Origin of the sequence: Streptomyces sp. NPDC049879, assembly GCF_044461265.1 — a bacterium.
Classification (GTDB): domain Bacteria; phylum Actinomycetota; class Actinomycetes; order Streptomycetales; family Streptomycetaceae; genus Streptomyces.
The window spans coordinates 136,519-152,109 of record NZ_JBITKT010000006.1 but is presented as its reverse complement, the minus strand read 5'-3'; the positions used below and the strand labels follow the sequence as shown (position 1 = coordinate 152,109).

8 protein-coding genes and 1 tRNA gene are annotated in these 15,591 nt (G+C 69.3%); 8 read left to right on the top strand and 1 reads right to left on the bottom strand.

Annotated features, from left to right (window positions below; translation table 11 throughout):
* Positions 1-15: 15 nt before the first annotated feature.
* Positions 16-6,699 carry an RHS repeat-associated core domain-containing protein gene (locus ACIBPC_RS21420; RefSeq protein WP_398846743.1) on the top strand — a complete coding sequence of 2,228 codons (6,684 nt, stop codon included), beginning with the start codon at positions 16-18 and terminating at the stop codon, positions 6,697-6,699.
* Between the two features lie 33 nt (positions 6,700-6,732).
* Positions 6,733-7,377 (top strand): hypothetical protein, encoded by a 645-nt coding sequence (locus ACIBPC_RS21415; protein ID WP_398846741.1) that lies wholly within the window; start codon positions 6,733-6,735, stop codon positions 7,375-7,377.
* 1,690 nt (positions 7,378-9,067) lie between these two features.
* On the opposite strand, the gene ACIBPC_RS21410 is transcribed toward ACIBPC_RS21415, so the two are convergent.
* Positions 9,068-9,139, bottom strand: a tRNA-Arg gene (locus ACIBPC_RS21410).
* A 156-nt stretch (positions 9,140-9,295) separates the two neighbouring features.
* Here ACIBPC_RS21410 and ACIBPC_RS21405 point away from each other — a divergent pair.
* From ACIBPC_RS21405 to thrB, 6 genes are all read left to right on the top strand, one after another.
* Positions 9,296-9,691: a PleD family two-component system response regulator gene (locus ACIBPC_RS21405; RefSeq protein ID WP_398846739.1), complete on the top strand. Its 396-nt coding sequence runs from the start codon at positions 9,296-9,298 to the stop codon at positions 9,689-9,691.
* Positions 9,688-10,437 carry a DALR anticodon-binding domain-containing protein gene (locus tag ACIBPC_RS21400; protein ID WP_398846737.1) on the top strand — a complete coding sequence of 250 codons (750 nt, stop codon included), beginning with the start codon at positions 9,688-9,690 and terminating at the stop codon, positions 10,435-10,437. The genes ACIBPC_RS21405 and ACIBPC_RS21400 overlap by 4 nt, the downstream gene beginning before the upstream one ends.
* A 19-nt stretch (positions 10,438-10,456) precedes the next feature.
* Positions 10,457-11,851, top strand: a complete 1,395-nt coding sequence (gene lysA / locus ACIBPC_RS21395; protein WP_398846735.1) for a diaminopimelate decarboxylase — start codon at positions 10,457-10,459, stop codon at positions 11,849-11,851.
* A 115-nt stretch (positions 11,852-11,966) separates the two neighbouring features.
* Positions 11,967-13,259: a homoserine dehydrogenase gene (locus tag ACIBPC_RS21390; RefSeq protein WP_362965516.1), complete on the top strand. Its 1,293-nt coding sequence runs from the start codon at positions 11,967-11,969 to the stop codon at positions 13,257-13,259.
* A gap of 40 nt (positions 13,260-13,299) precedes the next feature.
* Entirely contained in the window at positions 13,300-14,382 is a 1,083-nt protein-coding gene (gene thrC / locus ACIBPC_RS21385; RefSeq protein ID WP_398847150.1) for a threonine synthase, read from the top strand.
* 230 nt (positions 14,383-14,612) lie between these two features.
* The gene (gene thrB / locus ACIBPC_RS21380) at positions 14,613-15,539 is read left to right on the top strand and encodes a homoserine kinase (RefSeq protein ID WP_362965514.1); all 927 of its coding nucleotides are present in this window, start codon (positions 14,613-14,615) and stop codon (positions 15,537-15,539) included.
* The last annotated feature ends 52 nt before the right edge of the window (positions 15,540-15,591 follow it).

The window sequence follows — 15,591 nt, the reverse complement described above, 5'->3', positions numbered from 1 at the left end:
CCGGATTCGCACACCGTGACGGTCCTCGAAGCACCTGAGGTCACATGGCCGTCAGCGGGGACGTATACCGTCTCGCTCGACGGCGGTGACACTATCCGGCGTTCTTCCGAGGCGATCCCGTCACCGGTGACCGTCACAGGTGCCGAGCCCCCGGAATCGCGGCTGGAGTCCGAACAGCGATCCTACGCGTCGGTGGAGATCCACGAACACGATCAGGCGCAGGGCGCTGGGGTGGACGGGTTGCTGTTCACCGTCCGGCTCGGAGACGAATCGGATGGGTCCCGGACTGCCGTGTCGGAGCGTGCGGAAGTAGAGGTTGACTACTCGTCGTTCGCCCACGCGTACGGCGGTGGGTACGGGGCGCGACTGACCCTGGTGGCCCTGCCTGCCTGTGTGGTCGACACGCCGGAGCTGGCGGAGTGCCGTGAGCGTACTGCCGTGAGATCTTCCAACGATACGGAGCAACAGGTCCTGACGGCGGGGGAGCTGCCCCTCAACGCCGGAGAACCGCTGGTTCTGGCGGCGGTCGCGGAGGAGGAAGGTGGGCAAGGGGATTACACAGCCACCGAACTGTCTCCCTCTGCCACCTGGAACGTTGCTCTCAACTCGGGCGACTTCACCTGGTCGTACGACATGGCTGCCCCCGACGTGCCGGGGGGACTGGCGCCGAGCCTGGCACTCTCGTACTCCTCCGGCACGATCGACGGCCGCACCGGTGGGACGAACAACCAGGGTTCTTGGGTCGGTGACGGTTTCGCGCTTTCTCCCGCCTACATCGAGCGCCGGTACCTACCGTGCGCTGAGGAAGGCGTGGAGAACACCGACGGCAACCGTGTCGGTGACCTGTGCTGGGACTACGACAACGCGTTCATCACGATGGACGGCGCGGCGGGCGAGCTGGTTCCGGACGGTGAGGACACCTGGCGGCTGCCGGACGACGACGGGACGGTGGTCGAGCGTCTGACCGGTACCGGCCGCAGCAACGGTGCCCGCGACGACGAGCACTGGCGCGTCACCGACCCCGACGGCGTCCAGTACTACTTCGGCTACCAGCGCCTTCCCGGCTGGGGCTCCGGTGACGAGACGACGGACTCCACCTGGACCGTCCCCGTCTTCGGCGACGACACCGACGACCCCTGTCACGCCTCGGCGATGAAGGATTCCTGGTGCCGTCAGGCGTGGCGCTGGAACCTCGACTATGTCGTGGACCCGCACGGCAACGCCATGGCCTACTACTACGACAAAGAGGAGAACTCCTACAGCCGCTTCCTCGACGAGGACGCCAACACCCGCTACACCCGTGGTGGTTCACTCGACCGTATCGAGTACGGCCTGGCCTCCGCCGACCTGTACACCACCCCTCTGGCGAAGGTGGAGTTCACCGGCGGCAACCGGTGCCTGCCCGGCGGCGGCGCCAGCTGCGGCGACATCGACACCCACGCCCAGTACTTCTACGACACCCCCTGGGACCTCAACTGCGGGGCGTCCGAGGACTGCGACGCGGGCCGCTTCTCGCCAAGCTTCTGGACCACCCGGCGCCTGACCGAAGTCGCCACCTTCGTCCACACCGGCGGCGCATACAAGCCGGTCGACTCCTGGGCATTCAACCACCGCTGGGGCACCGCCGACGTCGACTACCAGCTGCTGCTCGCCAGCATCCGCCGCACCGGCCACACCGCCTCCTCCCCCCTCACCCTGCCACCAGTCACCTTCGGCTACGAAGACCTCGTCAACCGCCTCGACGAAACCGGCGACGGCTACGCACCTTTCGTCAAGGCACGCCTCAGCTCCATCGCGGACGAGTCAGGCGGTCAGATCGAGGCGGTGTACTCGGGCGAGGCGTGCCGCGCAGGCTCCCTGCCGACACCGCAGAGCAACACCACACGCTGCTTCCCCCAATACCTTGGCAACGGACCGGACCAGGACCCGGACCTGGAGTGGTTCAACAAGTACGTCGTCACCTCTGTGACGCAGGTGGACCGTACGCGTGGGGGGCCCGATCGGATGACGCGGTACGACTACCGGGGCGGCGCCGCCTGGCACTGGGACGAGAACGGTCTCATTCCCGATGACGAGCGAACCTGGTCCCAGTGGCGCGGCTACGGACACGTGCGCGTCACCCATGGCGACCGGTCGATCAGCCTGAGCCAGACCGACAGCTACTTCCTCCGTGGCATGCATGGCGACCGGGCTACCCCTTCCGGCGGCACCAAGGACGTCTCCGTGACACTCGGCACCGGCGAAGGCGACCCGATCAGCGATCACTCGTCCGCGGCGGGGTTCCTTTACCGGACAGTCAACTTCGACGGGCCCGGCGGCAAGATACTGGAGAAGACCGTCTCCCGGCCGTGGCGTCACCAGACTGCCAGCGAGAGCCATGACTGGGGGACCCTGCGCTCCCACTTCACCGGCACGGCACGCACCGCCACCTGGACCTCGCTCGACCAGGGTGCAGGAGACGACTGGCGGATCACCGAAGTCAATAACACTTACGACACCGTCGCGGGCCGACCGATCACTGTTGACGACAGGGGGGACACCTCCACCACCGCCGACGACCAGTGCGCTCGCACGACCTACGCGAGCGACACCATCGGCGTCCCCCTCAACCTCCCTTCCCGCGTGGAGACCGTGGCAGTTCGCTGCTCGGCCACACCCGACCGCGCGACCGACGTCATGAGCGACGAGCGTTACGCGTACGACGGCAACGGATACGGCGTCGCCCCCGAGGCGGGCGATCTGACGGCCACCGCCAGCCTCAGCGAACACAACGGAACCACCGCTACATACCTGGAGTCCGGCAGCACCTACGACCGCTACGGTCGCCCGCTCACCACGACCGACCTCACCGCGACCATTACGGTGACCGACGGCTCGCTGTCCCGAGTCCGCCGGTCCGACGGACGTACATCCGTCACCGGCTACAGCCCCACGACCGGCTTCGCCACCAGCGTCACCGAGACCACCCCACCGGCGATCGCCGGTGACGCCGACACGGCCCAGACCACCACGAGCACGTTCGAGTCCTTGCGAGGGCAGCCCGTTGATACGCGGGACACCAACGGGCGCGAAACGGTACTCGCCTACGACGCCTTGGGGCGCTCCACCAGGATCTGGCTTCCCGACCGGGACGTGAGCGACCAGCCCTCGTACACTTTCTCCTACCGCTTCACAGAGGGACTTCCCGTCGTGGTGTCGACCAGGACGCCAGGTGTGGACGGCGGCCAGGACACCTTCTACGCGTTCTACGACGGGTTCCTCCGGCCACGTCAGACTCAGGGGCCTGGCCCTGACGGCGGCAGACTGCTGACCGACACCTTCTACGATCTACGCGGCCTGGTCGACTACTCCTTCGACACCTATTTCACCCAGGGCGCGCCGTCGAACCAGCTCTTTCTGCCGAGCGATGCCAACACGGTCGAAGCCCAGACACAGCACGAGTACGACGGGCTGGGTCGGGAGACAGTGAGCCGGCTGGTCCGGGGCAACGGCGTGGGCTACGACGTCCTGTCGACCACCCGCACCTACTACTTCGGCGACCGGGTGACCGTCCTTCCACCGGAGGGCGAGACAGCGACCACCACCCTCACGGACGCCCGCGGCCGGACGACAGAGATCCGCCAGCTGCACTCCCACAACGTCACGTCTGCCTACGACAGCATCACCTACGGCTACACGCCCCGCGGCGAGCTGAGTCAGGCTGTCGACCCCGCTGGTAACACCTGGAGCTACACCTACGACCAGCGCGGCCGCAGGACATCGAGCCAGGACCCCGATGCCGGTACCACCACCTTCCGTTATGACGACCGCGCCCAGCTCGTGGAGATCACGGGTGCCCGGGGAGCCACCCTCGCCTACCGCTACGACGGCCTCGGACGGAAGACGGAGCTGCACGAGGACAACCTGAACGGTCCGCTCCTCGCCTCCTGGGAATTCGACACACTGCCCGCCGCGGAAGGACAGCTTGCCGCCTCGACCCGTTACGAGGACGGCGCGGAATACGCCACCCGGGTCCTGGAGTACGACGAGGTGTACCGGCCCGTGCGCTCCGAAGTCACAATCCCCGACACCGAAGGTGCCCTGGCCGGCTCCTACGAGACAGGCACCGCCTTCACCGAATTCGGAATGGTGGAGAGCACGACACTGCCCGCCGTGGGGCAACTGCCCGAACTCACACTGACGCCGCAATACGAGCCGGGCACCCTACGCCAGACAGCCCTCACGGGCTCCTCGGGGCTGCATATCGCCAGCAGCTACACCAACCTCGGCCAGCTCCGCTCTCTCATACTCCAGCATGACGAGTGGTACGACGAATTTGCCCAAGTCCTCTACGAGTACGAGCGGGGCACCCGCCGACTCACATCATCGGTGGCAAGGCGCTACATGGCCCCGGGCAGCGACCGAGGTGCCTTCTACCGGTACGACGAGGCAGGCAATGTCCTGACCATCCAGGACACCTCCAACACCGGGACCGACGTCCAGTGCTTCCAGTACGACTACCTTCGTCGCCTGACCGAGGCGTGGGCCCAGGGACAGACAAGCTGTGCCGCGAACCCGTCCGACTCGACCATGGGCGGCCCGGCACCGTACTGGCACTCGTACACCTATGACGAGGCGGGCAACCGCCTCACGGAGAGCCGCCACGAGGAAGAGACCGAACGCGACTACTCCTACCCGGAAACCGGAAGCGGCCAGCCGCACACCCTCACGTCCGTCACCGAGGACACACCGGACGTGCGTTCCCTGGAGCAATACACCTACGACGAATCCGGGAATACCCTCACACGCCAGATCGGCGGTGACACCGCCACCCTGGCCTGGGGCGCCGAAGGGCGGCTCACCTCCGTCGAAGAGGCCGACGGAGACCGGACCGAGTACGTGTACGACGCGGACGGGAACCGTCTCATCGGCCGGACGCCCACCGAGACGACCCTGTACCTCGGCCACACTGAACTGATCCTGCCCAACGGGTCCGACACCGTCCGCGCGACACGCTACGTGGACGCCGGCGAACGCAACATGGTCGTCCTCCAGGACGACGGCAGCATGTACTACACGCTCGCCGACCACCACGGCACCGGCCAACTCGCGGTAGACGCCTACACACTGGACATCGCCAGGCGCCGCACCCTTCCCTTCGGCGAAACACGCGGCGACGCCCCCGACTTCTGGCCCGGAACCCGAGGTTTCGTCGGCGGCACCACAGACACCAGTACCGGGCTGACCCACCTGGGCGCGCGCGAGTACGACCCCGCGCTGGGCCGATTCATCAGCGTCGATCCCATACTCGACCTCACGGACACCCAGCAGATCAACGGGTACGCCTACGCCAACAACAGCCCTGTCAGTTTCTCCGACCCGACGGGACTTCGCCTCGACTGCGGAGCGGACAGCCCTTCCGGAATCCCGTGCCCCCAGAACGGTGCAGTGGACTCCAGCGGCAACAGAAAAGTTGGCAGAGCGATCAACAACCGCACGGTCGCACCGAGCTCACGCCAACCGATCGCTTTCAACGACGCGCTCCAAAGCCATCTCAACAACAGGCAGTCAGAAGCCTGCAACTGCGTCTGGCCTCCGCGCCGCCCACCCGAGCCCACCCCCGAACCCGAACCGACTCACAACAGCAGCGGCTTCTGGGACATCGTCGGCAGAATAGTCGAGGTGGGTACCGAGGTTGGCCTGGAAGCCATGGGCGTAAACGACGCCAAGAGTTGCTTCCGGGGCGATGATCCAGCCGCGTGTGTGATGCTCGGCATTGGGTTTGCGACCGGAGGTGCAGGAAGAATAGCGGCAAGTGGCCTTCGCTACGCCGACGAAGCAGCCAGCGTGTTGGACGACGTAGTCGGCGCCGCACGGTCCTGCGCCCGTCACTCCTTCCTCGCGGGCACCGACGTCCGCATGGCGGACGGCACATCGAAAAACATCGAAGACGTCGAAATCGGTGACGTCGTCCTGGCCACCGACCCGGACACGGGCGAGACCGGACCACGCACGGTGACAGCCACGATCATCACCGACGAGGACAAGGAATACACCGAACTCACCCTGCGCACCGGCGAAGACACCTACGAAGACATCATCGCCACCGCTCACCACCCCTTCTGGAGCGACACCACCGACAGCTGGACCTACGCCGCCGACCTCACCCCCGGCACAGACCTCCGCACCGCCGACGGCACCCCTGTCACCATCACCGCAACCCACACCTACACCGGCACCGCCCGCACCTACGACCTCACCATCGCCGACCTCCACACGTACTATGTACTGGCGGGGACCACGCCGGTCCTGGTTCACAATTGCGGCGGCGGGGCTGCCGACCTAGGTCATCTGACCGATAGGGCCGACGACTTGCATTCTCTTATTCCGTCAGGCGGCCAGCAGTACAGGACTACCGGAGTGTTGCACGCCGACGGCATTGGTGGAGGCATTGATCTGTCTGCTGTTGGAGCGAGGAGTAACCTCACTCTGATTCAAAGGGCTGATTCTCTCGACGCTGGAGAGCTGGCTATATCGATGAGTAATGGTGCGCATGCTGAAGTGAAGCTACTAACTGCAGCTCAGCACCTAGGGCTTAGTCCTGGCGGGATTGCAGCCAGTAGGCCTTTCTGTCCTGCTTGTTCTCAGTTCCTGACAAACCAGGGTGCAACACTTGTGAGTCCTCGGACTGCTCTTTGGCTTCCGCCCGGCCTAAGGTAACTCTCGATCGTGGCGGCATCGGAAGGGGTGCAAATGCTCACAAAGGAAGAGATTGGCCGGATCGAGGCAGCGTGTGGCGAGCTGGCCGAAGAGAGAGTCTTCGTGCTTTCTCTGGCCGCAGCCCATCGGACTCTTCCCGTCTATCAGGCGTACAGCGAGGCACACGCTGAGCTGGAAGGATACGGATTGGTTCACGATGGCCTGGTGGGGGCGTGGCGAGTCCTGCGCGCCAGGCCGGGCGCCTCTGCCATCGAACTTGCCCCCAGGCTTGAGGCTGCGATCAGGATTGCGGAGTCAGACCTTGAGTCGATCAACACGGTTGATGAATTTGGCCTCGCGCAAGCTTTGGCTGTGGAGTCAATTTCTACCGCGACTCTGGCGTTGCGCGCCTACCTCAAAGAATCGCGAAGTGGCGCATTCAATGCCATTGTTGGCGCTCTTGAGGTTGATTCTGTTTGGGCGGAAGCCGAGGCCGAACGTCCAGGCGCCGAAGGTGACGTTTCGTGGGACAGGTTGATGACTCACTACGGGCAGCAAGTGCGGGATATCGCCTTCCTGTCTAGCGCTGATGAGTCTGACGAGAAGCTCCTCTTCCGTGATGTTGCAATGCGCGCCGAAAGGGAAGGCGTGCCTTACCTTGTCCGGATGAGGGAATTGGTATCAATCACGACTCCTTAATCTCATAGGGGGTCGTAAAATATCGCGCATTTCACCAACAAAGTGCCCCGCCGGATTGACTTGGGTTCTAATGAACGTCGCAACACCCGATCCACGGGACTGCGATGGCACACGGTGAAGGGCACCTGCGGCGGAGGAAGCGCGAGGAGTGACGGAAGTTTCTCGGACTCGTTCAGAGCGGTGTGAGCATCAGAGAAGCCAGTCGGATCGTCGGCATCAACCGGTGAACCGGTCAAGCATATGGTCTATCAGGCTCAAAACGCGCGCCGGGAAAGATGCCTACGAAGTTCGATGGACTGTGGGTGGCCGGGAGGTATCACGGACGCGGCGCAGCAAACGGCTCGCGGAAAGGTTTCACTCGCGACTGCTTGCAGCGTTGGAAAATGGTGAACAATTCGACACGGAGACCGGATTTCCACCTTCCATGGAGGAGAAGCCGCCCGCTGTCACGTGGTTCGCTTTCGCGCTGGAATACTTGCGTAAAAAGTGGCCGCATGCGGCATCTAATTACCGTGGTGATATCAATGAGGACCTCACCGCAGTCACTAAGGCTTTGCTGCCCAAAGGGCCGGGACGTCCAGCGGAGGAAAAGCTGCAACGGGCTCTGAGAGACTGGGCGTTCGTCCTTCCGGGACCGTCCGAACGGGACGTCCCGCCGGAGATGAAGGCGGTGATCGCCTGGGTGGCGGAGAACTCGCCGCCCCTGGCTGATCTCGCGCAAGTTGATGTCATGCGGCGGGTGCTGGATTCTCTCCGGCTCAAGCTGGACGGCTCGGCGGCGGCCAGCGAGACGGTGAAGCGCAAGCGCAAGATTCTGGTGAACGCGCTCGGCTACGCGGTGGAGCGCAAGGAGTTCGAGGCAAACCGGTCCACGCGGTCACCTGGCAGAAGCCGTCCCGCATCGCTGTCGTTGATCCCCGCGTCGTCGCCAACCCGCTCCAGGCCCGGAACCTCGTCGACGCGGTCTCCTACGTCGGTGGCTATCAGCGAGCCAGAGGGCGACGTCTGGTGGCCATGTACGGCTGCATGTACTACGCGGGCATGCGCCCGGCCGAGGCGGTGGGCCTGGCGGTCCAGGATTGCGAACTGCCCGCCGAGGGCTGGGGTATGGCCTACCTCCACCGGACGCGTCCGACGGCGGGGAAGAAGTGGACGCGGACCGGTTCCGTGCACGACGACCGGGGTCTGAAGAATCGTGACCCGGAAGAGGTCAGGTCGGTGCCCCTGCTGCCGGTGCTGGTGTCGATGCTCCGCTGGAGCACCGACGCGTTCGTCGCGGCCGACGATGGCAGGTTTTCCAACGAACGCGGCGGCCTGGTCGGGTCCTCCACCTACTCGCGGGTGTGGTCCGAGGCTCGGGAACTGGCGCTCCCGCCGGGCCTGGCCGACAGCCCTCGCGGGCCGCCTGTACGACCTGCGCCACTCCGCGCTCTCGACCTGGCTGAACACCGGAGCCGACCCGACGGAGGCGGCCGAGCGGAGGTCGTCACAGCGGACACCCCCGAGTATCCATCCGAGGGTATCCGCTATTTCTGTCGATATCCGAAGTGGCGGCTACGTCCGATCCTGCGTACGTCCCGGAAGCCGTGTCCTGGAGTTGCTTCCGGCGGCACTCCGCTGCATGCGACGGCACTGCGCTCTTCTGCCCATCGCGGCTGATCAGACAGCTTTTTCGGCGCCTGGGCTTGAGTGCCCCCGGCAGGATTCGAACCTGCGCACACGGCTCCGGAGGCCGTTGCTCTATCCCCTGAGCTACGGGGGCGCTTCCGTCGCCCTCGGGCGACGGGAAGAACCTTACCAGCTCGGTGCGATGGGTCCGCACCCCGGTTTCCGCACGGGGGTGCGGGGTGCGCTACCACCGGGTAGAAGTTGCGCCAAAGACCGGACGGGGGGCGAGGTACGCGCTTACCCTGGCTGTGTGCCAGGCGCTTCCGGGCGGGTCCTTGTCGTCGACGACAGTCAGGTGATCCGGCAGTTGATCAGGGTCAACCTCGAACTCGACGGCTTCGAGGTGATGACCGCCGCCGACGGCGCCCAGTGCCTGGAGGCCGTCCACGCCTTCCGGCCCGACGTGATCACCCTCGACCTCGCCATGCCCCGCCTCGACGGCCTGCGCACCGTCGACCGCCTCCGGCTCGATCCGCGGACCCTCGCCATCCCCCTCGTCGTCGTGAGCGCCAGCGCGGGCGCGGGGGCGTGTACGGGCGGGGTGGACGCCGTGCTGGCCAAGCCGTTCGAGCCCGCCGAGCTGGTGGGCCTGGTGCGGACGCTGTGCGCCGAGGGCCGCCCGGCCTCTCGTACGCTTGCTCCGTGACCCCCGCCCAGCTCTCCGACGCCGTCCTGCGCACCGCGCGCGACGGCCTCGGCGTCGTGGCCGGGGACGACTGGGTCGCGCTCCGGCGCGCGCCCCACGGCCGTACGGGCTGGGCCACCCCCATCGCGCTGCGCCTCGCGGGACCCGCCGGGCGCCCCGCCGCCGAGGTGGCCCGTGTCCTGCGCGACGGCCTGCTCGGCCTGCCGGGCGTACGGGCCGTGGAGGTCACCGGCGGCGCGTTCCTCACCATCGCCGTGGACGACGAGGGCGGCCTCCTCGCGGACCTCCTCGCCCGCCCCCGCCCCGCCCCGCTGCCCGAGGACCCGGCCCGCGACGCCGCGCGCTGGGCCGAGGCCACGGGCACCGCGCCAGGACCCGGGCTGCTCGTCCAGCGCGACACGAACCCCCTCTTCCGCGTCCGGTACGCCCACGCCCGCGCCCGCGCCGTCACGCACGGCGCCCGCGCCCTCGGCGTCACGCCCGCGCCCGACGCCACCGCGTACGCCCCCGCCGAACGGGCCCTGCTCACGCTCCTCGGGGAACGGCCCCCCGCCCGCCCCGCCCGCTGGCTCGACCGGGTCGCCCGCGCCTCCGCCGCCACCGGTCACGGCCACGCCGCCCTGCCCGCCGGCGACGAGAAACCCTCGGCCGTCCACCGCGCCCGGCTGGCCCTCGCCCAGGCCACCGGGACGGTGCTCGCCGACGGCCTGCGCCAGCTGGGCATCAGCGCGCCCGACCACATGTGACATGTGAGAGAGAAGACCCATGAGCCGTTCCGCCCACCCCGCCGGGCCCCGTCACGCCGACGTCCTGCCCGAGGGGCACTACGCCGCGCCGCCCGCCGACCTGAACCGCCTCGACCCCCGCGTCTGGTCCCTGACCGTCGCGCGCGGTGACGACGGCGAGGTCCGCGTCGGCGGCATCGGCGTGCGCCGCCTGGCGGCCGAGCAGGGCACCCCCGCGTACGTCCTGGACGAGGCCGACTTCCGCGCGCGCTGCCGCGCCTGGCGCGAGGCGTTCGGCACCGGCGCCGACGTGTACTACGCGGGCAAGGCGTTCCTGTCGCGCGCCGTCGTCCGCTGGCTGCGCGAGGAGGGGCTCAACCTCGACGTCTGCTCGGGCGGCGAGCTGGCCACCGCGCTGGCCGCGCAGTTCCCCCCGGAGCGCATCGCGCTGCACGGCAACAACAAGTCCCCCGCCGAGATCGACCGCGCCGTCGCCGCCGGTGTCGGCCACATCGTGCTCGACTCCCTCCAGGAGATCGACCGTGTGGCCGCCGCCGCCGAGCGGCACGGCGTACGGCAGCGGGTGCTGATCCGCGTCACGGTCGGCGTCGAGGCGCACACGCACGAGTTCATCGCGACGGCGCACGAGGACCAGAAGTTCGGCCTCGCCCTCGCCGACGGCACCGCCGCCGAGGCCGTACGCCGCGTCCTCGCGCGCCCCGGGACCCTGGAGCTGGCCGGGCTGCACTCGCACATCGGCTCGCAGATCTTCGACATGGCGGGCTTCGAGGTGTCCGCGCGCCGCGTCGTCGGCCTGCTCGCCGCCATCCGCGACGAGCACGGCGTCGAGCTGCCCGAGGTGGACCTCGGCGGCGGCCTCGGCATCGCCTACACCTCCGCCGACGACCCCGCCGAGCCGCACCAGATCGCCAAGACCCTCGGCGACATCCTGGCCCGCGAGTGCGAGGCGGCCCGCCTCGCCGTGCCCCGGCTGTCGGTCGAGCCGGGCCGGGCGATCGTCGGTCCCGGCGCGTTCCTGCTGTACGAGGTCGGCACCGTGAAGCCGCTCCCCGGCCTGCGGACGTACGTCAGCGTCGACGGCGGCATGTCCGACAACATCCGCACCGCCCTCTACGACGCCGAGTACTCCGTCGCCCTCGTCTCCCGCGCCTCCGACGCCGAGCCGATGCTGGTGCGCGTCGTCGGCAAGCACTGCGAGAGCGGCGACATCGTCGTACGCGACGCCTGGCTGCCCGCCGACCTGGCGCCGGGCGACCTGATCGCCGTCCCCGCCACCGGCGCGTACTGCCGCTCGATGGCGAGCAACTACAACCACACGCCCCGCCCGCCCGTGGTCGCGGTGCGGGACGGGGAGGCCCGCGTCATCGTCCGCCGCGAGACGGAGGACGACCTCCTCGGGCTCGACGTCGGCTGAACGGGCCGCGCGCCCCCCAGTCCGCATAGTGAACGTGCGGCGGGGGGCCGCGCCCGGTGCGTGAGACTGGAAGGGCCCCGCGGGGGCCGGAGAAGAAGCTGAAAGGCGAGGTCGCATGGTGCGAAGCCGTCCGCTGAAGGTGGCGCTGCTGGGTTGTGGGGTCGTCGGCTCCCAGGTCGCCCGCCTGATGACGACGCACGCCGCCGACCTCGCCGCCCGCATCGGCGCGCCGGTCGAGCTGGCCGGGGTCGCCGTACGCCGCCCGGACCGGGTGCGCGGCGGTGTCGCGCCGGAGCTGGTCACGACCGACGCGGCGGGCCTCGTCGCGCGCGGCGACATCGACGTCGTGGTCGAGCTGATCGGCGGGATCGAACCGGCCAGGACGCTGCTCACCAGCGCCTTCGAGCACGGCGCGGGCGTCGTCACCGCGAACAAGGCGCTCCTCGCCCAGGACGGCCCTACCCTGCACGCCGCCGCGGCCGCGCACGGCGCCGACCTCTACTTCGAGGCCGCCGTCGCCGGGGCGATCCCGCTGCTGCGCCCGCTGCGTGAGTCCCTCGCGGGGGACAACGTGAACCGCGTCCTCGGCATCGTGAACGGCACCACCAACTTCATCCTCGACCGCATGGAGTCCAGCGGCGCGAGCTACGGCGAGGCGCTCCAGGAGGCCACCGCCCTCGGGTACGCCGAGGCCGACCCGACCGCCGACGTGGAGGGCTTCGACGCCGCCGCGAAGGCCGCGATCCTGGCCGGCATCGCGTTCCACAGCCGCGTCTCGCTCGACGACGTGCACCGCGAGGGCATCACCGAGGTCACGGCCGCCGACATCGCGAGCGCCCGCAAGATGGGCTGCACGGTCAAGCTGCTGGCGATCTGCGAACGGGCCGAGGACGGCCGGTCCGTCACCGCGCGTGTCCACCCGGCGATGATCCCGCTGACGCACCCGCTCGCGTCGGTGCGCGAGGCGTACAACGCCGTCTTCGTCGAGGCGGACGCGGCGGGCCAGCTGATGTTCTACGGTCCTGGCGCGGGCGGCGTGCCCACCGCGTCGGCGGTGCTGGGCGACCTGGTGGCGGCCTGCCGCAACCGGCTCAGCGGCGGCCGCGGCCCCGGCGAGTCGGCGTACGCGGCGCTGCCGGTCGGCCCCATGGGCGAGGTCGTCACGCGCTACCACATCAGTCTCGACGTGGCCGACAAACCGGGCGTGCTCGCCCAGTGCGCCATGGTCTTCGCAGGTCAGGGTGTGTCCATCGACACGGTGCGGCAGACCGGCAAGGACGGCGAGGCACAGCTCGTCGTCGTCACGCACCGGGCTCCCGACGCCGCGCTCTCCGCGACCGTCGAGGAGCTGCGCAGACTGGACACGGTGCACGGCGTCGCGAGCATCATGCGCGTCGAAGGGGAGTAGCGCCGTGCGCGGCGCAGCCAACACGAAGGGCACGATCGTCATGAACTCACCCGCCATCTCCGCCACCAGCCGCCAGTGGCGGGGCGTCATCGAGGAGTACCGCGACCGCCTCCCGGTCACGGCCGACACTCCCGTGGTGACCCTGCGTGAGGGCGGTACGCCGCTCGTGCCCGCCCAGGTGCTCTCCGAGCGCACCGGCTGCGAGGTGCACCTCAAGGTCGAGGGCGCGAACCCGACCGGCTCCTTCAAGGACCGCGGCATGACCATGGCGATCACCAGGGCCAAGGAGGAGGGCGCCCGCGCCGTCATCTGCGCCTCGACGGGCAACACCTCCGCGTCCGCCGCCGCGTACGCGGTGCGCGCCGGGATGGTGTGCGCCGTCCTCGTGCCGCAGGGCAAGATCGCGCTGGGCAAGATGGGCCAGGCGCTCGTGCACGGCTCGCGCATCCTCCAGGTGGACGGCAACTTCGACGACTGCCTGACGCTGGCCCGCGGCCTGTCCGAGAAGTACCCGGTGGCGCTCGTCAACTCCGTCAACCCGGTGCGCATCGAGGGCCAGAAGACCGCCGCGTTCGAGATCGTGGACATGCTCGGCGACGCCCCCGACGTCCACGTCCTGCCGGTCGGCAACGCGGGCAACATCACCGCGTACTGGAAGGGCTACGGGGAGTACGCCGCCGACGGGCCCGCCACCCGCACCCCCCGCATGTGGGGCTTCCAGGCCTCCGGCTCCGCCCCCATCGTCCGCGGCGAGCCGGTCAAGGACCCGACGACGATCGCCACCGCCATCCGCATCGGCAACCCCGCGTCCTGGGGGCTCGCCGAGCGGGCGCGCGACGAGTCCGGCGGCTTCATCGACGAGGTGACCGACCGTCAGATCCTGTCCGCCTACCGTCTGTTGGCGGCGCAGGAGGGCGTCTTCGTCGAGCCCGCGTCCGCCGCGTCCGTCGCCGGACTGCTCAAGGCGCACGAGCTGGGCCTCGTCGACCCGGGGCAGCGGATCGTCTGCACGGTCACCGGCAACGGGCTGAAGGACCCCGACTGGGCCGTGGCCGGCGCCCCCCGCCCCGTCACCGTCCCGGTGGACGCGGACGCCGCCGCGGAACGCCTCGGCCTGGCCTGACCGGCGGCGCGGCGGGACGACACCTGGCAGCCCTGTATCGCGTCTGAACCTTCCTTCGATACGCTGGTCTTCGTCCCCCGAGCGGTGCGCCGCCCGTGCCGCGCCCGCGTGGCGGGGCTCCCCCCGCGCCGCACGTCCCGCGTGTCGCCGCCGCCGTGCGCGCCACGTCCAGGGGGCGTGCCGCACGTCTCAGCAAGGCCGCACATCTCAGCAAGGAGAGTCATCCAGCGATGGCCCATCCCGCCTTCCGCGCCGCCGCCGTACGGGTGCGCGTCCCCGCGACCAGCGCCAACCTCGGCCCCGGCTTCGACGCGCTGGGCCTCGCCCTCGGCCTGTACGACGACGTGGTCGTCCGGGTGGCCGAAAGCGGCCTCCACGTGGACATCGCGGGCGAGGGCGCGGACACCGTCCCGCGCGACGAGGGCAACCTCCTGGTCCGCTCGCTGCGCACCGCGTTCGACGCGCTCGGCGGGCAGCCGCGCGGCCTTGAGGTCGTCTGCGCCAACCGCATCCCGCACGGGCGCGGCCTCGGCTCGTCCTCGGCGGCCATCTGCGCCGGTCTCGTCGCGGCCCGCGCGGTGACCACGGGCGGCGAGAGCAGGATCGACGACGCGGCGCTGCTGGAGCTGGCCGCCGAGATCGAGGGCCACCCCGACAACGTCGCCGCCTGCCTCCTCGGCGGCTTCACGCTCGCCTGGGGCGAGGGCGGCGCCGTGCGGGCCGTGCGCATGGACCCGGCGCCCGGCGTCGTCCCCGTCGTGTTCGTCCCGTCGCAGCCGCTGGCGACCGAGACCGCCAGGGGGCTGCTGCCCCGCACCGTCCCGCACGTGGACGCGGCGGCGAACGCGGGCCGCGCCGCGCTGCTCGTCGAGGCCCTGACCAGGCGCCCCGAGCTGCTGCTGCCCGCCACCGAGGACCGGCTGCACCAGGAGTACCGCGCCCCGGCGATGCCGGAGAGCGCCGACCTCGTGCACCGGCTGCGCTCGGACGGAGTGCCCGCCGTGATCTCCGGCGCGGGCCCCACCGTGCTGGCGCTGGCCGACGAGGGCCAGGCCGACAAGACCGCCCGGCTGGCCGGTGACGGCTGGACGGCGAACCGGCTGGACCTCGACACGGCGGGCGCCAGTGTCCTCCCGCTGGGCGGGCAGGGCCGGTGACCCCCGCGGCGGGCCCCCGGCCGAAAAGTCGTCGAGAGGGGGAATGAACGCG